Source organism: Ligilactobacillus sp. RTP31139st1_D10_RTP31139_211217 (genome assembly GCF_040226755.1).
Taxonomy (GTDB): domain Bacteria; phylum Bacillota; class Bacilli; order Lactobacillales; family Lactobacillaceae; genus Ligilactobacillus; species Ligilactobacillus animalis.
Window position 1 is genome coordinate 61,720 of record NZ_JBCOAR010000003.1, and the last position, 23,236, is coordinate 84,955.

The window sequence follows — 23,236 nt, forward strand, 5'->3', positions numbered from 1 at the left end:
AAAAATCCCTCCAGTTTTTCTTTCATCATATCAGAAAAACCGAACAAATTACCACTTTCACGCTCTTATCTTAGGTGCTCTTCGGGTCAAGACTAAACCAAGACCCGTTCCAACTATCCCTTGTACTAAATTAGTCGCTATGCCTAAGATCCCGGCACTCCAGCCGTACAACAAACTATCGGCGATAAAATATCCCCCAACTAAAACGACGATCGCTCCGCCACAGACCAGTATTTGCTCTTTTAAGGACTTAGTTTGAGCGGTTCCAACAAGTGCGCCTTGTGTGCCATGGATCACCAATGAAAAGAGTATGTACTGCGGATAACCGCTGAATAGATCGAGCAAAAAGCCACTCAAGCCCCCAACTAGAGCACCACTGCGCACGCCAAAGACAAGCCCAGCAAGAACGATCCCCGCATCACATAAATTGATATTTCCATGCGTAAATGCTACCGGGATCAAAAATATACGTGCCACAGCTACATTTAAAGCCGTTATCAAAGCTAATGTCACGATTTGTCTAGTCTTCATGTGATATCCCCTTCGCTAATTGTGGCAATAACTCGCCCAGATAGATCCCATAACTACGATCAACATTTTGGTCAGCAGTCTGGATCAAAGCTTGTTGCGTCAACCCCGTGGCTTGCTTTATCGCCTGTTCAAACGGAACTTTTTGCCGTAAAAATGAGGCTAAGAGCGCTGCAAAAACATCACCACTCCCATAGAAGTGGCCTGTTACTTTCGGTAAGACACAGGTTTTTAACTGGCCATCCTCCAGCCAAATACACCCCTTTTGGCCATCCAACTCAACTCCAGTGATGACCGCCCGACCTCCTGGACGTAAAAGCCGTTCTACCTCGTGGGCTAATTTAGCTAGATCAGGATCGTTTTGCATTTGGCCTGTTAAAAATTTTGCTTCGGTCAAATTTGGAGTCGCAAAATCAGCTACTTGTAACAACTTTTTTTGCAAAGCTAAATGCCGTTCATCTAAATTAGGGTAGAATTTCCCTTCATCAGCAAAAACTGGGTCGATCACAACTAGATCTAACTCGGCCTGTTTTAAATATTGGTATAGTGCTTCGCCAGTAGCCAAATTATCGATATAACCGACCAATGCTGCCGTGATCTTAACATTTTGTGCTTGCCAATGTGCAAAAGTCTCTTTGACAAAGGAGTAGCAATCACTGACTGCTGGGATGCCAAAGCCTTCACTTTGAGTCGATAATAGGCTCGTAGGCAAGATAGCTAACGGGATCTTTTGTACTTGTAAGATCGGGATCGCCACTGCCAATGAGAGATTCCCGATCGCTGAAAGGTCTTGGGCCACAAGCATCTTTTCATCAAATTTTATCCGCATCAATTCTCCCCCCTGAAATGTCAGTCTTAATTACTTAACTATAGCTTTTTTTTAGTATATTTCAAGTTTCTTGCTGTTGTAACCGTTTTCTTAATCGGCAAAAAATGGTATACTTAGTTAGAAGTTAAAGTTGGTTTTAATTTATGAGGGGGTTTTTTTATGACAAAAGTAGCATTGATCACCGGGGGTGCCCAAGGAATTGGACAAGCGATCGCCCGCCGTTTAGCTGATGATGGCTTTGCTGTAGCCGTTGCCGATCGCAATTTAGAAGCAGCTAAACAAACAGCCTTTGATCTAACGACTGCTGGTAAAAGCGCAGTTGCGATCGAAGTTGACGTTGCTGATAAGGATAGTGTCTTCCAAGCTGTGCAAAAAGCATACAATGCATTTGGCGGGTTTGATGTGATCGTTAATAACGCTGGCGTGGGTCCGACCACTCCGATCGAAACGATTACGCCTGAACAATTTGATCAAGTATACCATATCAACGTTGCTGGTGTTATTTGGGGTATCCAAGCCGCAGTTGAACAGTTTAGAAAGAAAAAACGCGTTGGTAAAGAAATCGTTGGTAAGATCATCAACGCCACCTCTCAATCTGGTGTCGTAGGTAACCCTAATCTCTTGTTATACAGTGGAACCAAATTTGCCGTTCGCGGGATCACCCAAGTAGCTGCACGTGACCTTGCTAAAGAAGGGATCACGGTAACTGCTTTTGCCCCTGGGATCGTAAAAACCCCAATGATGTACGATATTGCCCACCGTGTCGGCCAAAATGCTGGCAAAGATGATGAATGGGGCATGCAAACTTTCGCTAAAGATATTGCATTAGAAAAACTCTCCGAACCAGAAGATGTAGCAGCTGCTGTTTCATTTTTGGCTGGGCCAGATTCCGATTATGTCACTGGTCAAACCTTGATCGTTGATGGCGGTATGCAATTCCACTAAAATTTTGCTATAGTTGACTAAGCAAAGTCATGGCTTTGCTTAGTCTTTTTTTGTGAAATGAGGTTTCTTCCCATGTGGGGTACATTTTTTAATGTTGGTATGATTTTTTTAGGTAGCGCAGTCGGTTCGATCTTTAAAAAAGGGCTCGGTGACAGTTATCATCAGATCGTCATGCAAGCTTTAGGGCTTTGCGCCTTAATGATCGGACTCAACAGTACTTTGACTAATATGCAAAAAAGCCAGCTACCCGTATTGTTCATTGTCAGCCTTGTTACCGGTGGCGTTATCGGACAAGCACTCAAACTCGAAGACCGTTTTGAGCAACTCACCACTCACTTGGGAGGAAGTCGCGCTAGTAGTGGACTTTCAACGGGGATCTTATTGTTTTGCGTCGGCTCCCTTTCGATCCTCGGGCCTTTTGAGGCTGCTTTAAATCATAACTATACATATCTTTTGACAAATGGATTATTAGATGGGATCACCTCGATCATCTTAGCTTCAGCATACGGCTGGGTGATCGCTTTATGTGGGGTCGTGTTGCTTATCTGGCAAGGAAGTCTATATCTCTGTGCTCTCTTTTTTGCCTCAGCTATCTCCCCTGCACTCATGGCCGAAGTTTCGATCGTTGGTGGGATCTTGATCTTTGTCGCAGGCTTAAACATTCTCAAGCTTACCAAGATCAGCGTTTTGAATCTCTTACCAAGTTTATTGATCCCACCACTTGTTTTATTATTTTGGCACTAAAAAAGTCCCTAGGAAAAAATTTTTCCCTAGGGACTTTTTTATTTCGATAACTTGCGCTATTTTCTATTATTTAGTGAAAGCAATATTCTCCCATAAATTGTAACTTTTTTTATCATCCAACGAAACATTGGCTAACTTTTTCGAGAAAACAAAAGTATTGTAGCGGAAATTCATTGGAACGATATAAGCTTCCTTATTCATGTAATCTTGCCACTTATGGAATTGTTTAAGCTGATATTTTTCGTTAAATGCTGCTTTAGAGCTCAATGATTTGATCAACTCTGTATTTTCTTTCGTGACAAAATGTCCTAAGTTATATGGGTCATTAGGCATATAGCTACCAGCAACACCAGTCGTTGGGGCATTAGTTACAGACCAAGCACTTAGCCAAACATCCCAGCCTTTGCCATCTTTAGTCAATTGTTCAACATACGAATTAAATTCTTGGAGACGATTATCCTTTAATTCAACTTTGACCCCCAATTTTTTTCCATTGTTCAAAATACACATCGATAGCTGTTCGGTCGTTCATTGGACCTGATCCCATTGGCGCTAACAACTTCAATGTGAATTTTTTCCCATTTGGTAAAGTCCGATAACCGTCCTTTTGCATACGGAAACCAGCTTTGTCCAATAATTTATTAGCTTTTTTTAGATCTAATGGATAACCTTTTGCTTTATGATTATTGTATTTTCCAAATACGTCCGGAACGATCGTATTAGCCCGATAAGCAAGACCGTAGCTAAACTTCTTATCAAATTGATCGGTGTTAAGCGCATAGCCCATTGCTTGGCGTAAAGCTCGATTTTGAACTGGTGTCTTACGATCCATCACACTTTCACCTTTATCATTGACACGTCCGACCTTAAAACCGAGATAGGAATAATACTTTGCTTTTTCGCCTAAAACAACATATTGCGATAATTTTCGCACTTTATTATAGGTACTGCCATTTTCATATAGTAAGACGTCAAACTTATTAGCTCGCATTGCTGCAGCAGACTTAGATGGAGAGACCATTTCAACATCTACCTTACTTACATTAGGCTTTTTACCCCCGTAATATTTATTAGGGACCCATTCGATCGATTCACCCCGAACCATATTTTTGATCTTAAATGGCCCATAAAATAGCGGATGCTCTTGTAACTTATCACTTGAAGCTAATTTATCAAACGGAACATCTTTTAGATAGTGGTATGGCATTGCTGTCGAAAGAATGTACCCTGCATGCGGGAATTTGATCTCGGGCTCCAATTCCTTAAAATGGATCACCAAAGTCTTTTTATCTTTGATCTCTAGACCAAAGATCTTGTCGGCTTTACCATCATGATATTCTTTAATACCTTCAATAGTTTGCAACTGTCCATTATAATCAGCTGAACCGGTAGCACGATTAGCTGCAACTTCATAGGTATATTCTAGATCCTTGGCTTCCAAAGGTTGCCCATCAGACCAACCTGCATTTTTCTTCAACTTAACTGTTGCTTCCTTTTTACCATAATCGATAGAAACATTAGCCAAACCACCTTTGGCATACGTGTAATCATCGTTTACTCTGAACAAACTAATTTCGCCAAATTGCGCTACCTCACTTGTAGGAGCATCCGAGCGTAAAACATCAGCAAATACACCTTTGAATACCCCATTCTCAGAAACACCAACGCGTAAGGTCCCACCTTTAACTGGCTTTTTGTGATTGTCGTATTCAATTGGAAGCTTAGCCGCTTGAACACTATTAACGACCGTCCCTGACATCAATAATGTTGTCGCCAGCGCTAAAACACTTTTTACTGCCCACTTTTTCTCCATCTGTTTATACCCTTTTTATCTTTTGATCATTCTTTTAAAAATACGTACTTCTTTTCAGTTGATACTTCGGCTGCAAAATGATGCCCCAGTTCATCAAAGCCTTTGAGTTGTTCTAAAGTTTTTACTTGATGTTGTGCTAAGTAACGTACAAATTGTCCCCGTGCTTGTTTCGCATGTGTAGCTTTTTGAACATATTTTTGGCGCTTTTGGTCAAATTCTTTGAATTCAACAGTGATAAAGATATCCGCTGGCGTCAAATAACGTTCGATCGCTTTTGCATACTCTTTGGAAGCTAAATTGATCACTGGCTCTTTAGTCTCATAAAGTGCCGTGTATAGATCAGCGCCCCAAAAGTTATACAGATCACGATACTGTGAATCCAGCAATTTAGACCCCATCTCCAGGCGATATTGAATAATGCCATCAAATGGTGCTAAGATCCCATACAATCCCGAAAGGATCCGCAAATTTTGCGCTAGATATTCTACAGCTTCCACTTCTAATAAGTCTGGTGCCATCGAACTATACTGTAAGCCCACATAAGAAAACAAAGCTGGCGTTAGATTTTGGTCGAGCTTTAAATCCTTTAAACGTTGATAGTTCAACTGTGCTAACTTATCGCTACAGTGCCAGATCTCTTTTAGTTGTGGATAGGACAATTGTTGTAGCCACTCAAAAAGTTCTTGTGTCTTTGACATATACTGAGGTCGGCTTTGAACTTCAAAGTCACTCGTAGCATCTTGCATCTTTTTAGCGGGTGAAATAATTATTTTCATGTTTCTCATTCCAATCGTTTTACCCAAATTTTAGCATATTTGTTCCACGTGAAACACGAAACACAGCCCCGCTTTATTTAGTCAATGCTACTTGATCCCAGAGATTATATTTAACATCCGTGGCATCAGCTGAAATATTTTTCACATTCTTACCAACTGTTTCTAGATCATATTGGTAATATAACGGAACAACATACGCTTCTTTTTGCATATATTGTTGCCATTTATGCATTTGTTGGATCCGATATTTGGTATTGAATGCTTTTTGTGAATTCATCTGAGCAACCAATTTATCATTTTCCTTAGATGTAAAATGACCATAATTTAACTCTGATGTTGGCGCAGAGATGTAACTTGGATAGCTAGTTGGTTCCGGTGGCAAACTCCAAACACCGGTCCAAAGGTCAAAATTGTGTTTCTTATTACTTGATAACACATCTAGATAGTTGTTATACTCAAGCGCTTTGCCACTATATAATTTGACATTTAGTCCTACCTTTTTCCATAGTTGGATATAGTTAGCTCGAGCTGCCACATTACTCTCGCTTCCCTTTTGGTCTAACATGGTCAACACCAATTTTTTACCATTAGGTTGTGTTCTGTACCCATCTTTACCTCGCTTAAATCCAGCCTTGTCTAACAGTTCATTTGCCTTCTTTAAATTAAAGTTATACGCTTTGACACTTTTATCATGATACGTACCATAATTTGGCGAGATCAGCGTATTAGCATGTTTTGTCACTCCATGACCAAACTTTTTAGTTACGGCCTCTACATTCATTGCATAAGCCATAGCTTGACGAAGTGCACGATTACTTATCGGTAAAGATTTATCCATCACACTTTTTCCATCTTTATCGGCATGACCCACTTTAAAGCCAAGATAGGTGATCCCCGTTCCTAAACTCCCCAAAGTTACCAATTTCTTATCATCTTTTATCTTGTTGTATGTTGCACTTGATGTATTTAAAAGAACATCATACTTCCCTGATTTCATAGCTGTTGCAGCTTGAGAAAGGGGTACGATCTCGGTTATGATCTTAGCTAATTTAGGTTTAGGACCACCGTAATACTTATTTGGGACCCATTCGATCGATTCACCTTGAACAATTTTCTTTATTGCATATGGTCCGAAAAACAATGGGTGTTTTCTGACCTTATCGCTTGAAACTAATTTATCGAATGGAACATCTTTTAGGTAATGATACGGATAGGCCACATTCGCTACATAGCCAGAGCCAGCATATTCAGCCGCTGGTGTTAATTCTTTAAAATGGATCAATAAATGTTTACTATCCTTTTCTTCCAAACCTGTGATCTTATCAGCTTTACCTTCGTGATATTCCTTCACACCCTCGATATTTTCTAACATCTCATTGTAATAAGGAGAATTACTATCTTTATTAGCTTGGATCTCGTAAGCATAGGCTGCATCACGGGAGGTCACTGGCTCACCATCTGACCAGCGGGCTTTCTTAGTGATCGAGATCAAAGCAGTATTGTTTTTTCGATCAAACTTAACATTGCCAAAGCCTCCAGCAACATACTTACCATCGTTATCATAGCCAAATAAACTAGCGGAACCAGGTGCAGCCATAACACTTGTTTTCCCGTCACTGTCCAGTTCATCGATGAAGATACCTTTAAATGGCTCATCGCTGGCATACCCTACACGCAAGGTCGCATTCTTGAGAGCTTTTTTATGATTCACATATTCATCTGGGAAACTAACTGCTTTAGCTGTTAAAGGCTGTACACTAGAAACAGTCATTAAACTTACTGCCGTTACTACAGCCAAGCGCTGCAAAAATTTTTTATTTTTCAATTTATACTCCCCTTTATTTTGTTAAACAAACATTGTCCCACACTGTCAATTGCGTACTATCATCGACCGTCATTCCTTTGACATTTTTACCTACTGCTGTCAGATCATAGCTATATGAAAGTGGAACGACATAGGCTTCTTTGCGCATATATTCTTGCCACTTGTGCATCTGCTCGATCCGATATTTAGGGTTAAATGCTTTTTCTGAATTCAACGACTTCAATAGTTTTGTGTTTTCTTTAGTTACAAAATGCCCGTGGTTGAACGAAGACTTTGGACTGTAAGCTGCAGTCGCTGCAGTTGATGGCTCTTGACCCAATGACCAGTTACCAAACCAAATATCAAACTTATGTGAATTACTATGAAGCAGATCTTCATATGTATTAAATTCCAAAGGACGATCATTTACTAACTCAACTCTGACCCCGATCTTTTTCCAAAGTTGCATATAATTAGCTCGGATCTCATCATTTCCACGTCCACTTGCTTGATCTAACAAATGTAATGTCAATTCTTTACCATTTGGCTGAGTCCGATAACCATCTTTTCCTCGTTTGAAACCAGCTCGATCAAGCAATTGATCAGCTTTCTTCAAATTTTGATAATACGGCTTGATCTTATTGTCATGATATGCACCATAAGCTGGCGAGACCATTGAATTGGCCCATTTTTGCAGACCAGCACCATATTCTTTGACGATCTGTTGCGTATTCATCGCATAAGCCAAAGCAAGACGTAAAGAGCGGTTATTCGTAACTAGCTTTTTGTCTAACACACTTGTACCATTCGCACCCTTATCCCCGACACGAAAGCCCATGTATTGCAAGCCATATGCCATCGTCCCTAGTGTCACATATTGATCGACCTTGCTCGTCTTAGCATAAGTAGCCCGTGATTCATGCAAGATGACATCATACTTATGCGAACGCATAGCTTCTGCGATCTGTGCTACTGGTACAACTTCTTCGACCACTTTGTCTAACTTAGGCTTCTTACCACCGTAATATTTATTTGGGACCCACTCGATCGCTTCACCTTGAACGACTTTTTTGATCGTATATGGTCCAAAGAACAATGGGTGTTTGCGTACCTTATCACTTTGTGCCATCTTAGACATCGGCACATCTTTTAAGTAGTGATAGGGTTGAGCATCATTGTACAGATAACCTGAATCAACATACTCCATCGCTGGTGTCATCTTCTTATAGTGGATCAAAAGGTGCTTGCTATCTTTGATCTGCAGACCCGAGATCTTATCAGCTTTACCTTCGTGATATTCCTTCATCCCCATGATCGTCTCAAGAGCGTCACTGTAGTATTCAGATGTACTATCTTTATTAGCGATGATCTCATAGACAAATGCCATATCTCGGGCTGTCACTGGCTTGCCATCAGACCAGCGAGTTTTCGGTCCGATCGTGATCAAAGCTGTTTTACTACCGCGGTCAAATGAAACATCGTCTAACCCGCCTTTGACATACTTACCATTTTTATCTTTTCTGAACAATCCCGATTGGCCTAATTCTGCCAACCTATTTGTTTCAGAATCGGTCCCCAATTCTTGGATAAAGATGCCTTTAAAGTTCGTATTTGAAGGATAGCCGACTTTTAGCGTGCCACCTTTTAGTTCCTTTTTATGATTAACATGTGTTTGTTTCAACGTGACATCTTTGGCTAAGACAGTACTGGTCGGAACAGCTAGTGTTCCAGCTAAAACTGTTAATAAAGCTACTGTTTGCGTGAATAAATGTCTTCTCCCCATTTTAAATTCCTCCTCGCTTATCCTAAGCGCTGGCGTGCATCAAACGCACGTCGAATAACATTTCCAACATAACTAATGCCCACACACAACAACAATATCAACAACGATGCCGGCATCCAGACCCAAGGCGCCCCGATCATGACATCCGGATCTTGAGCTAATCCGATCATCAAACCTAAACTTGGCACTGATTCCGGCAAACCAAACCCTAAGAAACTTAAACCAACTTCGATCCCGATATTTGATGTCAAGCTCAAGATCAGATCAACAATGATAAGTGAACTGATATTTGGCAAAATATCGGTCAACATGATCTTCCAAGCACTACTCCCTGAAGTCACAGCCGCATAAACATATTCTTTATGCGCTTCAGCTAGCGTCTTAGAGCGGATCAACCTTGCCGTACCGACCCATAAAAAAGCCGAAACGACTAAAATAAAGTCCAACATACTATAATTTGGAATGATCGACACGATCACGATAACTAACATCAGCATCGGTAACAGCATCATAAAATCCAAAAAGCGCATCATGATATTATCGACGAGCCCACCGTAATAACCTGCGACCAAGCCAAAAACGATCCCGATCACTTCAACGATCAATGTGACCGCTAAACCAATATCTAATGAATTACGTGCCCCCAACACTAAATACTTCAAAACATCACGTCCACCTTGGTCGGTCCCCAACAAATGCCCACCTTTTCTGGGGTGGCCGTAGCTGTTTATGATGTCCACATGCATTACTTGCTTAGTATTCAAAAAAGCTGCATAAATATAAATAAACAAAATCAGTGCTAACAGTAAAAACAAGAAAAATGTTGCTCCCTTGTCCTGTTTAAATTCGCGCACGATCATTGAGAAATTAGACGTATTCTTTTTCATAATCCTTCCCCCATTATTCGATCCGGACCCGTGGATCGACCAAACTCAAAATGATATCTGACAATAACGAGCCGATCAAAGTCATCGTGCCATATAACAGGACTAAGGCGGTGATCACTGAATAATCGCGGTTTAAGATCGAGTTCATAAATAATAGCCCCATGCCTGGATAGTTAAAGATCTGTTCGATAAAGATCGAGCCTCCCAGCAGACCTGTGATCGAATATCCTAAGAAAGCAGCGATCGGCAATAATGAATTTCTAAAGATATGATGGGTGAAGATCGTCTTTTCTGGTACACCTTTGGCCCGAGCTGTCTTGACATAATCTTGATTCTTATTGTCGATCACCTCACTCCGCAAATATTGCACGACCGCGGTCACACTAAGAACGGCCATCAAGCAAGCCGGTAAGATCATATGATCCAAACGACTCAAAATATAACCTAGCGTCCCGGTAACATCGACTGAGACGGAACCAGAAGTCGGAAACCAGCGTAATTTATACCCAAATAACCAAACCCCTAACAGGTAAAAGACAAAGGACGGGATCGCATATGCAACAAAGGTGTAGATCATGATCCCCTTATCCAATCTCGAATTCTCATACCGCCCTGCGATCAACCCCAATGGAATAGCTAATGAATAACTCAAGATCAAAGTCAATAAATGTAACCAGATCGTATTGCCCATCCGCGATAAGATCAGACTTCCAACGGGTGTCTTAAACTGATAACTCATCCCTAGATCCCCATGGACCATCCGAACGATCCAGTGCCAGTATTGCAGATACCACGGATCATAGACCCCAGCTTTAACACGCAAAGCTTCGATCTGGGCGGGTGAAGTCTGCGGTGTGATCATCCCCGTAAATGGATCTCCAGGCATTAATTTTGCGATCAAAAAAATCACGATACTCAGCAAGACTAATTCTGGGATCATCAGCAAAACACGTCTCAAAATAATTTTCCACATATATCGATTCCCCTTTCAGTGCTCATTCTTTTCTCAAAGCAACAGAATGTGTCCGCGTTACCTCTTCTAACGGATAGACCCGACCATTTTTATCATAATAATCCTCTTTTTGAGCATTATATTCGGCTTCGAGTGCTTGACGCTTTTTGCGATGACTTTCCCGATTTTCTACATCTGTCTGCGGAATAGCAGCCAAAAGACGTTTTGTATAAATATGCAGTGGATCTTGATAAATATCCTCACGTGTCCCAATTTCAACAAAGCGTCCTCGATGCATGATCGCCAAATTGTCACACATGTGATGGACGACCCCTAGATCATGTGAAATAAACAGAAAGGCTACACCATACTTTTTTTGGATCGCCTTCATGTAATTCAAGACTTGAGCCTGTACCGACAGATCCAAAGCCGAGACTGGTTCATCAGCAATGATCAATTTGGGTTTAGTCGCCACGGCTCGCGCAACTCCGATCCGTTGCCGTTGTCCCCCAGAAAATTGATGGGGATACTTATACAGTGATTCCCCATCCAAGCCCACAGTTTGTAGTAATTCAAGTACCAGCTGTTTTAAATCTTTACGTGACAATTTTTCAAAATTTCTGAGTGGCTCACCGATGATATCGATGACCTTTTTCTTTGGATTTAGACTGGAAAGTGAATCTTGAAAGATCATCTGTACGTCTTTGTTGTACTTTAGTTTCTTTCTGACCCGCTTGTCAGTCACATCTTTTCCACGGTAAGTGATCGTCCCCGAAGTCGCTTCGACCAAGCCAACAAGTGCTTGCCCGATCGTTGATTTCCCCGAGCCTGATTCACCGATCACACCGTAACTTTGCCCCTTTTGGATCGTAAATGAGACCCCATCGACCGCATGGACATAATCTGTTACATGATTGAAAAAACCTGATCGTACGGGATAATGGACCCGCAAATTCTCTACTTTTAGCAATTCATCACCCATTATCAGCGCCCCCTACTTTAGTTTCATCGGGAAATTTGAAATCCCGCCAACAAATACATCTGACGTAATGGCCGACCGCAACTTGGTGCATTTGCGGTTCACTTTCATGTTCCCAGGTATCTAGCCATGGGACACGTTTAGCAAAACGACAACCGCTATGTTCCATATTCTTCAAAGATGGCACCATCCCCTCGATCACGTATAATTCTTCTTGATCGCTGTCCGCTTGTGGCATTGAGCGTAAGAGTGATCGTGTATATGGATGTTTGGGATCGGTAAAAATTTGCTTAGCCGACCCTAACTCAACGACCTGCCCCGCATACATCACAGCAACTCGGTCGGCCATCTCTGCCACGACCCCTAGATCATGGGTGATCAAAATGATGCCCGCATGATTTTCAGCTTGGATCGCTAGCAATAAATCCAAGATCTGAGCTTGGATCGTAACATCTAAGGCTGTGGTCGGTTCATCAGCAATGATCAGATCGGGCTTGCAGGCGATCGCGATCGCAATAACGACACGTTGGCGCATCCCACCTGATAACTCATGTGGATATTGCCGTGCCACTAGCTCGGGATGTTCTAGACCTACTTGCTGTAGTAATTCAAGCACACGAGCATGTTTTTGCTCATCTGTCATCTTAGTATGGAGGTCCAAGCTTTCTTTGATCTGATCTTCCACACGCATCAACGGATTAAGTGCAGAGAGCGGATCTTGAAAGATCATTCCGATCTGTTTGCCACGGATCTGTTCTAGTTGTTGGCGCCTCGTGCCGACCAATTCGGTCCCACGATATTTGATACTTCCAGTCACTTTGGCTTGCTTCTCATTGTGTAGACCCATAATACTCGTGGCTAAAGTACTCTTACCACAGCCAGATTCACCAACGATCGCTAGAACTTCATTTTCATTTACTTCTAAGCAAACATCATCAAGTGCGTTGTAAAATTGGCCCTCAACTTTGAATGCGGTACTGACATTTTTGATTTCCAGTAACAATATCTCGCCCCCCTAATTTAGCGTGAGTGAATTTTTACCAATTCTATTTATAATTTTTACTTTTGTCAACAACTAATTTACTAAAAGTTTTCACTTTTTAAAACCGCTATTTGTAGGGTCATAATTGCAATATGAAATAAAATTATCAAATCAAAACTAAAAACATTTACTTATCCCTTTATTATCTAGCACTAGCAACGAACATTAGAAAAAAATTATTTGAAAATGTTATTTCTATAAACTCATTTTTGGTGCTAACTTATTTTCTTCAAAAAAAGTGTTGACATTACCAAAAAAAGGTTGTAAATTTAGTTCAACAATAAATATCAGCGAACGCAATGAGAAAGACAAGTAATCGTATGTGCGCCTAAAAGCGAGCTCTGGTCGGTGAAAGAGAGCAGGTCAGCCTTACGATGAAAAATCACTTTCGAGCGTTGTATCGAACGAACTTCTAGTAGATACTCTGGGTACACCCATTACAGTGTTAGCATATCGCCCTTTATTCTAGGCACGGGCCGTATGTGAAAGGTGAACGTAGCGAGGCGTTCATGAAGCAAGGTGGTACCACGCTCTACAGGCGTCCTTGGACTAAGCAATTAGTCTAAGGACGCTTTTTCTTTTAGTTCTGATATTTTGTGCAACTAAAAAAGGAGAGTATGGATTATGAATAACACAGAAAAAAAGATGACATTTAAAGATTATGCTGTCGTCAGCTCATTACTATTTGGCCTGTTCTTTGGGGCTGGGAACTTGATCTTCCCCTTACATTTAGGTCAATTAGCCGGACATAACTGGGGACCAGCAGCCCTTGGATTTTTAGTTACTGGGGTCTTATTACCACTATTATCAGTTTTGGCCATCGCGATCACTCGGGCTAAAGGTGTCTATGATGTTGGTTTACCGCTTGGGACTGGCTTTGCATTGACATTTATGGTCTTGATCCACGCTACGATCGGACCACTCTTTGGAACACCACGGACGGCAACTGTTGCTTATGCAGTTGGTTTGAAACCATTTTTAGGGGCTGATAACAGCTGGGGCTTGCTCTTATTTTCTGCTTTATTTTTCGGCGCTGCTTTTGTATTTTCTTACCGTGAAAACAACATCTTGTCTAATGTCGGTAAGGTTTTGAATCCTTTGTTCCTAGCACTTTTGACCTTAGTTTTTGTGGTAGCTTTTGCAAATCCATTAGGTTCGACTACAAGTGCACCTGTTACAGAAGCATACTCTAACTTCTCAAATGCTTTAACAAACGGCTTTTTGGAAGGTTACAACACGATGGATGCTTTAGCCGGTTTAGCCTTTGGGGTCACAGTGGTCACAGCTATCCAACAGATGGGGCAAAAAGATCCCAAGAGCGTTTCACTCGTTACGGCTAAATCAGGTTTCTTCTCCATGGGGGCAGTTGCTTTGATCTACTTGCTCTTGATCTTATTAGGTGCAATGTCTCTAGGACAATTCAAGTTATCGCCTGAAGGGGGCACAGCCTTTACTCAAATCGTCAATGCTTACGCTGGTCCAGTGGGTCAAGCTGTTTTAGCCGCACTTTTGACAGTGACCTGTTTAACGACTGCAGTTGGCTTAGTTGCTGCTTTTGCGCAAGATTTTCATAATCATTTTCCAAAGGTCAGCTACCATGTTTGGTTATTCTTAAGTTGCTTATCTTCATTCTTAACAGCTAACTTTGGGCTCGAAACGATCATCGCTTGGTCAACCCCAATGTTGATGTTCCTCTACCCACTCTCAATGGTTTTGATCTTACTCTCAGTTTTCTCACCACTTTTCAAACGAGAAGGGGTCGTTTATCTTACAGTCGTTGTTTGTACCGTTGTTCCAGCCTTCTTTGATATGATCGTTGCTTTTCCAAAAGTAGTCAGCCAAAGCCAAGTTGGGCTAGTCGTGGCTGATATGCGTTCATACCTACCGCTCGCAAGCATCGGAATGTCATGGGCGGTCCCAGCACTCGTCGGCCTTGTCGTGGGACTTGTTCTCCACTTCGTTCGCCGCGGTAGCTTACCTGAATTATCTGAAGAATAATTCCACCTTGCTTTAAGTGCCTCCACTATATAGATACGCAAAAACTCCTGCAATTATTTTTTATTGCAGGAGTTTTTTTAGACCCATATGTACTTTTTCTTTAGTTTCTATTGATTTCGATATTCAAGAATTTTTTCTATACATTTGTATACAGCACCAGCGACATCTTCGAACGTTAGCTCTCTTGCATAGCTATACTTACTCTGATAATTTTTCCAAAAACTTTGTTGTACCGCAGAATATCTAATATGCTTAAGGATATGTGAATAATCAGCCACATCAAAGGTAGATTCCCTTTTTCTCATTGTATTGTTCAAAGCACTCGACAGACTAGATATACTGATTTCATCTTTTCGTAATTTAAAAAGTATATATACATCATAAAAATCACGCGGTCTAGTCGTGGCGACTCCTCGAGAGAGTATAGTTTCTATTTTTTCAGCCACAATATTCTCTGTAGAATAAGATAGTACTGACAGCTTACCGTTCGAAAATAATCTTTTTACACTAAATTTTATTTCTCTTGGTGTAATAGCATCACCAGTAGTAACATCAACTAATACAACTTCATGGATTTTTTCAAAATCTGCATACATTTTTACTTTATACCCAGGGTAACTATCTTCTTCCCTAATTTCTCTAACACTTTTAAAAGAAAGTCTAAAAGACTCTTCTGTGGGAATCGAAATAACATTTTCTACAATTCTAGTCAGTTTCTTTGGTGTCAAATCAAATCCCTTAATTGTAGTATCTAAATCGAGTGTTGAACGCTGACCTATGCCAACGATCGACCCAATTATGTAGCCACCCTTCAATATAAGATTATTTTTGTATTTTGACTTAGACAATTTTTCCAAGAAAACTTCAATAAGATAATTTTGCTGAACTTGCTGTGTAGTGAGATCTTTCTCTTTTGCTATCTGCTTTATCTTCGCTTTAAAACTCATTGCATTTTTGAAAATCATAATAGTCCCCCAATATATTTTTGTAACTCAATATCCACTCCAAAATACTGTGCATATCTGAAAAGCTTATTTATATCCTTATTTTTTGATGTAGCATATTTTTTAAGAGCAGGTATAAATTGTTCAAAATCCGTATTATATCTGGTCTTCAGTAGATCTACCAACGTTCGCTCAATATTATAAGCAGTTATCTTTGAGCCATTATGCATGATCTCTATTTTTCCTAAATCTAAATCTTTTGAGACAATGACCGGCTTTACTTCACCTTTCATACGTGTTGTAGATGTCCCGTACTTAAATGTCATTGTGGGAACGACAGGTGCTCTATCTGAAAAATTTTGTAGGTACAGTGCTGTTTCGTGAGAATATACCCCTTTTGGATATCTTGCCTGTAATAAGTAAAAATCATCTATATATCCATTTTCTGTAACATAAATTCCTCTTTGGACAGGAAAAAGGATCCCCACATTTACTAGGTCAGTCAAAGTTGACCGCGGAATTTTGGCTGCAGTGACTTGTTTTGTTAAGACTACTCCACCATTACTATTTGCTATGTTTAAAATTTTTTCTTTATTATTCATGATTACACAACTTTCGTGCTAAGTTTTAGGGAAGATTTTAGCATAAAAGTTGTAGAGTATCAATTTAATAAAAACTCACCTCTTGCTTTAAGTGCCTTCACTATATAGATACGCAAAAACTCCTGCAATTATTTTTTATTGCAGGAGTTTTTTACATTATTTAAAACTAAGACCTAATAAACTGATGATCACAAAAGTCATCCCACTGGCGATCACAGGTCCAGCTGCGACCCCACGCAAGAAAACTACACCTAAGATAGTCCCAAAGACTAAGGCAACAGTAACTTGTGGAGTAGCCGCCAACTGATCAACGCCATACCGGGATAAGATCGCAACTAAGATACCACACCCGACTGCGATCCAGCCAGCCGGCATCTTAAAAGCATCTAGCAGATCGCGAAATGTGATCTGACCAGTCGCGATCGGGATCAAGATCGCAACTGAAATGATCGTGACCCCCCAATTGATCCCCCTTGCTTGGATCACTGGGAACCACTTTTCAGATAACGCCGGGATCAATTTGATCGCCATAACTACAAGTGTTGCAATGATCAAAGAATTGTTCTTACCAAAAAAAGAAACTGCCAGGATCAGCAGCAAAAATAACCATGTTTCCATAAATAAAATACCCCTTCTCTTTTTACAATACCTAAATCATAACAAATTTAGCCATAAAAAGCAGGGATATCATAATTTTTATTGAACTCACCTAGTATTCCGGTTTAGAAAAATACTTTACGAATACTATGTTAACTATACCTTCTATAAAAATTTCCATATATTTATTTTCCAAGCCAAGTTTTTGCCGTCATAAGATCATTGATTTTTGACCATATGCTTCTAGATCTTGAAAAATCGTCAATTTGCTTCAATAACCGTTCACTTTTAGGAGAAATTCTATTTTTTTCTGCCAAACTAGCTGTCATCAAATTCTGATAAACAACTCTTGCCTCAGTATAAATATGAACTTAACCTCCAAATTTCCGATCAGCAATACCTAACATAAAGATTTAGACGTTTACCATATTAAGACGATTCTAGCCGCTATCTATGAATTTGAACGCGGTCACTATTCTGCAGCTAAAGAACAAGCCAGTATGGTTTGGCAAAGTCTGAAAAAAATCGATACTTGGACAAAATTTGACTTATTTTTGCTCAACAATATTCTCTATTTCTTTGGTTTAGACACTGCTGCCTCAATTGCTCAAATGGCACTCCAAGCGATCAATACTAACTATCCTCACTTACTGCACTTAAAGTTCGCTCTTATCGAAAATTGTAGTCTTTTACTCATCACAAATAATGACTTTCCCCAAGCAAAGCTCTGGATAGAAAAGGGGAGCCCTCTGTATAAAGAACTATTTCAATTCGACTCTTTGAATACTGCCTATGCCTTCTTAGCACTTTGTGAACAAGATTTTTCTACCGCTGAAAAATATCGTGATATTCTCCAACAGATGGGCGATCCCAGTGGGGCCCAAGACGTCACAAAGGAGATCGAGCGCATCCGCTCATTAGAAATTTAAACCAAAAAAGACGAATAACTCAGCAGGAACATTCTCCCGGAGTTATCCGTCTTTTCGCTTAATCTTTCACTTTAGCGATCTTGCCTTGTTCGATATACACCGCTAAGATCGACAAGTCAGCAGGATTGACACCACTGATCCGACTTGCTTGCGCCAAGGTCTCAGGCTGGATCTTGACTAATTTTTGTTTAGCTTCAGTAGCTAAGCCTTCGATCGCCATATAATCAATATTTTCTGGAATCTTCTTAGCTTCCATCCGCTTTAATTTTTCAACTTTCTCATAGGCTTTCTTGATGTAGCCTTCATATTTGTATTGGATCTCGATCTGCTCGATCACTCGCCGATCAAGGGCTTCTGGTGCAGCTGGAATAAATTGCATCAGATCGGCATAGGTCACGTACGGACGACGCAAGAAATCACTTGCTAAGACCCCATCTTTCAAAGGACGATCGCCATGAGCTTCTAAATATGCATCTACTTCTGGTGATGGCTTGATGCGGATCTTGGATAACCGTTCTTTTTCAGCAGCGATCTCAGCTTTCTTAGCTTCAAAAGCTGCCAAACGTTCATCTGATATCAAGCCAATCTCGTGACCAAGTTCTGTTAAACGTAGATCGGCATTATCATGACGCAAGATCAAGCGATATTCTGCTCGACTCGTCAACAAACGGTATGGTTCATTTGTCCCCTTAGTTACTAAGTCATCGATCATGACCCCAATATAAGCATCACTACGCTTCAAGACGATCCCTTCTTTGCCTAAAGCATGACGACCCGCATTGATACCGGCGATCAACCCTTGGCCAGCCGCTTCTTCGTAACCTGAAGTCCCGTTAGTTTGTCCAGCAGTGTATAGCCCTTTGATCAACTTGGTCTCAAGGGTCGGACGTAACTGATATGGTGAAACGATATCGTATTCGATCGCATAACCAGGGCGCATCATCTCAGCTTGCTCTAAGCCTGGGATCGAATGGACCATTTGTTGTTGTACATCTTCTGGTAAAGAAGTTGACAGCCCTTGGATATAGTATTCATCGGTATCACGGCCTTCTGGTTCGATAAATAACTGATGGCGCGGTTTATCAGAAAAACGGACGATCTTGTCTTCGATCGAAGGACAATAGCGAGGGCCGACCCCTTCGATCACACCAGAAAACATCGGTGCCCGGTCGAGATTATCACGAATGATCTTGTGTGTCATCTCTTGTGTATAAGTCAACCAACAAGATAGCTGTTGTTTTACATCTAAATAGTTGGCATCGTCACTTTCATAACTGAATAGATGAGGCTCTACATCACCCGGTTGTTCCTCTGTCTTAGCATAATCGATCGTACTACCATCTACTCGTGGTGGTGTACCAGTCTTGAAACGCTTGAGTTCAAAGCCTAAACGTTCTAGATTTTTAGATAATTCGATCGCAGCTTGCGTATTGTTAGGGCCGGAAGAATACATCAATTCACCAATGATGATCTTACCGCGAGCTGAAGTCCCAGTTGTTAAGACAACTGCCTTCGCACCATAACAAGCTCCCGTGTTAGTCACAACCCCCTTGACTTCACCATCTTCAACGATCAGATCATCGACGATCCCTTGGCGTAAAGTCAAATGTGGTTGATTTTCCAACGTATGCTTCATTTCGATCGAATAGCGACTCTTATCTGCTTGAGCCCGTAAAGCTCGAACAGCTGGGCCTTTACCGGTGTTTAGCATCCGCATCTGCACGTAAGTTTTGTCAATATTTTTACCCATTTCACCGCCGAGTGCATCGACTTCACGCACAACGATCCCCTTAGCTGGACCACCGATCGAAGGATTACATGGCATAAATGCCACCATTTCTAAGTTGATCGTGATCAAAAGGGTCTCATTACCCATCCGTGCTGAAGCTAAAGCTGCCTCACAACCCGCATGGCCAGCACCTACTACGATCACATCATAATCTTTTGCCTTGTATTTTTCTCCAAATTGCATAAATACTCCCTTATTTTCCTAAACAGAATTGACTGAATAACTGATCTAATAACTCATCTTGGTAACTATCACCTGTGATCTCACCCAATAGTTCCCAAGCACGGGTCATATCGATCTGAACTAGATCAACTGGCAATTCTTGATCCAAACCAGTTAAAACTGATTCCAAAGCGGCCTTAGCTTGTTCTAACAAAGCAATATGGCGTGCATTGGTCACTAAAACTGTCGCCTGTGAATTTTCGATCCCGCCATAGAAAAGCGCAGCGATATGCTCTTCTAATTCGCTGATCCCTTCATTTTTTAGCACTGAGGTCTTGAGAACTTCAGCTTTATCAACGTATTGATATAATTCATTGAGATCGAGTTTTGGTTCGAGATCCGTCTTATTCAAGACAATGATCCGTTTTTTAGCTTGCGTCAGTTGCAATAACTCGATATCTTCAGTAGTCAAAGGCTCACTGGCATTTAACAATAACATCACCAGATCAGAGCGGTCGATCGCTTGTCGTGAACGCTCGACCCCGATTTTTTCGACCATATCATCGGTTTCGCGGATCCCGGCTGTATCGACCAATTTTAATGGTACACCGCGAACATTGACGTATTCTTCGATCACATCTCGCGTCGTCCCAGCAATATCCGTCACGATCGCCTTATCTTCATGTAACAAATGATTCAATAAGCTGGATTTCCCAACATTAGGCCGGCCAACCAAAGCAGTCGCTAACCCTTCACGCAAGATCTTGCCTTGGCGCGCGGTAACTAAAAGTTGTTCGATCTTTGCACGAACATCGATCGCTTTTTTACGCAACAGCTTAGAAGTCATCTCTTCCACATCATCATATTCAGGATAGTCAATATTGACTTCGACTTGAGCCAGTACATCCAAGATCTCTTGCCGTAAATTCTTGATCAATTGCGAAAGATTTCCATCAAGCTGGTTCAACGCAGCTTTCATCGAGCGGTCGGTCTTAGCGCGGATCAGATCCATCACTGATTCAGCTTGCGCCAAGTCGATCCGCCCATGTAAGAAAGCACGCTTAGTAAATTCACCCGGTTCAGCTAACCGCGCACCATTGGTCAATAAGACTTGTAAGATCTTATTGGTGGGCACGATCCCACCGTGGCAGTTGATCTCGATCGTATCTTCACACGTAAACGTCTTAGGTGCTCGCAAAACAGAGACCATTACTTCATCGATTATTTCCCGGGTTTTAGGATCGATAAAATGACCATAATTGATCGTATGACTAGAAACTTTAGTCAGATCCTTGCCTTTAAATACTTGGTTAGCGATCGTCACTGCATCATCGCCACTCAAACGCACGATCGAGATCGCCCCTTCTCCAGGTGGGGTAGCGATCGCCGCGATCGTATCAAATTCAGTCACTGTATTTGCCATTATTTCCCTCCGTAAAATTTATCTTTAAGCATAAAAAAAGCGCCTACTCCACACAAAATAAACTTGTCCCCAAGACAAGCTTCTCATGTGGATAAAGCACTTTGACTACTTTATCAATTAAGATAAGAATGATTATCTATAATATAATGTTAAACTTTTGATTTGTCAATCAGAAAACACAGTGCTCCCCCAAGCGGGTCATCCGCTAGGCACTGCTTTGAGATGCACGACTATATACACGGATCAGCGCCGCGGAAATTCTTCAAAAAAGCCATAGAATTGGGATTTATCGCTATAATCAGCCCGATAGCGACTATTTAGCCCCGCTTTTTTGGCAACATCACTTAGCTCGACTAGAAGTTTCCCGTCCTGCCCTAAAAAGCGAATTTTGTTGTTAAAACCAACTGCATAAATGTATTTAACAAGCCGATCCACCAAATATTCTGGATATTCTTCTTGATCGATCTTCTTATAGACTTGTGCCAACACATCTATAATATCCAATAACCGCGCACTTTGTTCTGGACGTTCAGCTAAGCTATTATACAATTCATGGATCACTTCTTTTACATGCCCCACATCAACTTTTTGGCCCATTTTACTCACCTTGTCTAGTTATTTGCTAAATATTCATCTAATTCTGCTAGATAAAAAGCTTTTTGTTGTTCGCTGATCCAGGAAGCGGCAAAGGAATTCTTAGCTAAGGCCACGATCTGTTCTTTAGTTAAGTCATACTTTTGAGCTAGTGCGTAGTAGTTATCACCAATATAGCCTCCAAAATAGGCCGGATCATCAGAATGGATCGAAACTTTAACGCCTTTTGCTAACAATTCGAGCACTTCTTTGCCCTTCATATCAGACGCGATAAAGTCATTTGAGAGTGGACATGAAGTAAAACCAACCCCTTGTTTAGCGGCAAATTCAACTAGATCTGGATCCTCAACAATATTAGTTCCGTGATCGATCCGTTCAACGCCGATAACCTCTAACAATTCACGAATATGCTCTAATGAGTTGACTTGATCGACATCGGCGTGGGCTGTAACGTGTAAGCCATGCTCTTGAGCGGTACAGAACTGATTGAAAAACTTCATCGGTGGGTTATTGTGTTCATCTGAATCGAGGCCGACCCCAATAAATTTATCCTTGTAAGGTAAGGCCTCAAGTAAAATCTTACGCGCCGATTCCCGGGACAGATCGCGCAAGAAACACATGATCAAACGCGCATCAATGTTTAACGCCCGTGCATCTACAGTTGCGCGATATAAACCATTGATGACTGTTTCAAATTTGACGCCACGACTAGTATGCGCTTGGGGATCAAAGAAGATTTCAGCATGTCGCACATTATTTTTAGCCGCTTTTTTGAGGTAGGCCATTGCCAATTCATAGAAATCCTCTTCGTGCACTAAAACTTCCATTGCTGGATAGTAGACCGCTAAAAATGACGCAAGATCATCATACTTTAAATTCTCCTCTACTTCAGCGATCGTCTTTTGACCGATATCAATGTTATTTTTCTGAGCTAATTTGAGTTTTAGTTCGGGTTCTAAGGTCCCTTCGATATGCACATGCAATTCAGCTTTGGGTAAGTTATGCGTAAAATCACGGGTCACTTCAGTCATAATACAGCCTCCATCGTTCGTTTTTGGTAAAATTTTATCTAATATAATACCATCAACAAGACAAAAGTCAACTAAATTCCGAATG

21 protein-coding genes, 1 pseudogene and 1 other annotated feature are annotated in these 23,236 nt (G+C 41.1%); of the genes and pseudogenes, 4 read left to right on the plus strand and 18 right to left on the minus strand.

The genetic code is table 11. The features are described 5' to 3' along the window. Positions 1–57: 57 nt before the first annotated feature. Both ABT996_RS02595 and ABT996_RS02600 read right to left on the minus strand, forming a co-directional pair. Positions 58–531: an ECF transporter S component gene (locus ABT996_RS02595; protein ID WP_035447096.1), complete on the minus strand. Its 474-nt coding sequence runs from the start codon at positions 529–531 to the stop codon at positions 58–60. Then, positions 521–1,357 (minus strand): PfkB family carbohydrate kinase, encoded by an 837-nt coding sequence (locus tag ABT996_RS02600; protein ID WP_035447093.1) that lies wholly within the window; start codon positions 1,355–1,357, stop codon positions 521–523. Before ABT996_RS02600 ends, ABT996_RS02595 begins: the two co-directional genes overlap by 11 nt. Before the next feature lie 159 nt (positions 1,358–1,516). Here ABT996_RS02600 and ABT996_RS02605 point away from each other — a divergent pair, with 159 nt between their 5' ends. Then, complete coding sequence (locus ABT996_RS02605; RefSeq protein ID WP_035447091.1) at positions 1,517–2,302, plus strand: (S)-acetoin forming diacetyl reductase; 786 nt, start codon at positions 1,517–1,519, stop codon at positions 2,300–2,302. A 72-nt stretch (positions 2,303–2,374) separates the two neighbouring features. Next, entirely contained in the window at positions 2,375–3,046 is a 672-nt protein-coding gene (locus ABT996_RS02610; RefSeq protein ID WP_010689988.1) for a DUF554 domain-containing protein, read from the plus strand. 66 nt (positions 3,047–3,112) lie between these two features. Here ABT996_RS02610 and ABT996_RS02615 read toward each other — a convergent pair whose 3' ends face one another. From ABT996_RS02615 to ABT996_RS02655, 9 genes are all read right to left on the minus strand, one after another. Continuing rightward, a complete protein-coding gene (locus ABT996_RS02615) occupies positions 3,113–3,547 on the minus strand; it encodes a periplasmic substrate-binding domain-containing protein (protein WP_225361385.1) in 435 nt (144 codons plus the stop codon). Continuing rightward, the gene (locus tag ABT996_RS02620) at positions 3,513–4,859 is read right to left on the minus strand and encodes an ABC transporter substrate-binding protein (RefSeq protein ID WP_225361384.1); all 1,347 of its coding nucleotides are present in this window, start codon (positions 4,857–4,859) and stop codon (positions 3,513–3,515) included. Before ABT996_RS02620 ends, ABT996_RS02615 begins: the two co-directional genes overlap by 35 nt. Before the next feature lie 26 nt (positions 4,860–4,885). Beyond that, the gene (gene yaaA, locus ABT996_RS02625; RefSeq protein ID WP_035447088.1) at positions 4,886–5,635 is read right to left on the minus strand and encodes a peroxide stress protein YaaA; all 750 of its coding nucleotides are present in this window, start codon (positions 5,633–5,635) and stop codon (positions 4,886–4,888) included. Positions 5,636–5,708: 73 nt separating this feature from the next. Then, complete coding sequence (locus ABT996_RS02630; RefSeq protein WP_035447086.1) at positions 5,709–7,460, minus strand: ABC transporter substrate-binding protein; 1,752 nt, start codon at positions 7,458–7,460, stop codon at positions 5,709–5,711. A gap of 13 nt (positions 7,461–7,473) precedes the next feature. Beyond that, on the minus strand, positions 7,474–9,222 hold the full coding sequence (locus ABT996_RS02635) for an ABC transporter substrate-binding protein (RefSeq protein ID WP_035447083.1): 1,749 nt from the start codon (positions 9,220–9,222) through the stop codon (positions 7,474–7,476). Positions 9,223–9,239: 17 nt separating this feature from the next. Next, complete coding sequence (locus ABT996_RS02640; protein WP_005919062.1) at positions 9,240–10,109, minus strand: ABC transporter permease; 870 nt, start codon at positions 10,107–10,109, stop codon at positions 9,240–9,242. A gap of 13 nt (positions 10,110–10,122) precedes the next feature. Beyond that, positions 10,123–11,082 carry an oligopeptide ABC transporter permease gene (gene opp4B, locus ABT996_RS02645; protein WP_005919065.1) on the minus strand — a complete coding sequence of 320 codons (960 nt, stop codon included), beginning with the start codon at positions 11,080–11,082 and terminating at the stop codon, positions 10,123–10,125. A gap of 22 nt (positions 11,083–11,104) precedes the next feature. Further along, positions 11,105–12,043 (minus strand): ATP-binding cassette domain-containing protein, encoded by a 939-nt coding sequence (locus ABT996_RS02650; protein WP_035447081.1) that lies wholly within the window; start codon positions 12,041–12,043, stop codon positions 11,105–11,107. Further along, positions 12,036–13,043 carry an ABC transporter ATP-binding protein gene (locus ABT996_RS02655; protein ID WP_035447078.1) on the minus strand — a complete coding sequence of 336 codons (1,008 nt, stop codon included), beginning with the start codon at positions 13,041–13,043 and terminating at the stop codon, positions 12,036–12,038. The genes ABT996_RS02650 and ABT996_RS02655 overlap by 8 nt, the downstream gene beginning before the upstream one ends. A gap of 329 nt (positions 13,044–13,372) precedes the next feature. Beyond that, positions 13,373–13,631 (plus strand) — a binding site (T-box leader). A 75-nt stretch (positions 13,632–13,706) separates the two neighbouring features. Between ABT996_RS02655 and brnQ the strand changes: the two genes are divergently transcribed. Continuing rightward, positions 13,707–15,080: a branched-chain amino acid transport system II carrier protein gene (gene brnQ / locus ABT996_RS02660; RefSeq protein ID WP_103050383.1), complete on the plus strand. Its 1,374-nt coding sequence runs from the start codon at positions 13,707–13,709 to the stop codon at positions 15,078–15,080. 107 nt (positions 15,081–15,187) lie between these two features. Here the strand turns inward: brnQ and ABT996_RS02665 are convergent, their stop codons facing one another. The 3 genes from ABT996_RS02665 to ABT996_RS02675 all read right to left on the minus strand — a co-directional run bounded on the left by ABT996_RS02665 (position 15,188) and on the right by ABT996_RS02675 (position 17,244). Further along, on the minus strand, positions 15,188–16,045 hold the full coding sequence (locus ABT996_RS02665) for a nucleotidyl transferase AbiEii/AbiGii toxin family protein (RefSeq protein WP_005917908.1): 858 nt from the start codon (positions 16,043–16,045) through the stop codon (positions 15,188–15,190). Next, positions 16,042–16,626, minus strand: coding sequence for a type IV toxin-antitoxin system AbiEi family antitoxin domain-containing protein (locus ABT996_RS02670; RefSeq protein WP_035447073.1), 585 nt, complete (start codon positions 16,624–16,626; stop codon positions 16,042–16,044). Before ABT996_RS02670 ends, ABT996_RS02665 begins: the two co-directional genes overlap by 4 nt. A 156-nt stretch (positions 16,627–16,782) precedes the next feature. Then, positions 16,783–17,244 (minus strand): DUF441 domain-containing protein, encoded by a 462-nt coding sequence (locus tag ABT996_RS02675; RefSeq protein WP_010690008.1) that lies wholly within the window; start codon positions 17,242–17,244, stop codon positions 16,783–16,785. Between the two features lie 401 nt (positions 17,245–17,645). Between ABT996_RS02675 and ABT996_RS02680 the strand changes: the two are divergent. Then, positions 17,646–18,152: pseudogene (locus ABT996_RS02680) on the plus strand (Rgg family transcriptional regulator); the annotation flags it as partial. 58 nt (positions 18,153–18,210) lie between these two features. Here ABT996_RS02680 and mnmG read toward each other — a convergent pair. The 4 genes from mnmG to add form a co-directional block, all read right to left on the minus strand. Then, a complete protein-coding gene (gene mnmG, locus ABT996_RS02685; RefSeq protein ID WP_035447068.1) occupies positions 18,211–20,124 on the minus strand; it encodes a tRNA uridine-5-carboxymethylaminomethyl(34) synthesis enzyme MnmG in 1,914 nt (637 codons plus the stop codon). 10 nt (positions 20,125–20,134) lie between these two features. After that, the gene (gene mnmE, locus ABT996_RS02690) at positions 20,135–21,526 is read right to left on the minus strand and encodes a tRNA uridine-5-carboxymethylaminomethyl(34) synthesis GTPase MnmE (RefSeq protein ID WP_035447065.1); all 1,392 of its coding nucleotides are present in this window, start codon (positions 21,524–21,526) and stop codon (positions 20,135–20,137) included. 243 nt (positions 21,527–21,769) lie between these two features. Continuing rightward, on the minus strand, positions 21,770–22,123 hold the full coding sequence (locus ABT996_RS02695) for a bacteriocin immunity protein (RefSeq protein ID WP_035447063.1): 354 nt from the start codon (positions 22,121–22,123) through the stop codon (positions 21,770–21,772). A gap of 14 nt (positions 22,124–22,137) precedes the next feature. Then, on the minus strand, positions 22,138–23,151 hold the full coding sequence (gene add / locus ABT996_RS02700; protein WP_035447061.1) for an adenosine deaminase: 1,014 nt from the start codon (positions 23,149–23,151) through the stop codon (positions 22,138–22,140). Between the last annotated feature and the right edge of the window lie 85 nt (positions 23,152–23,236).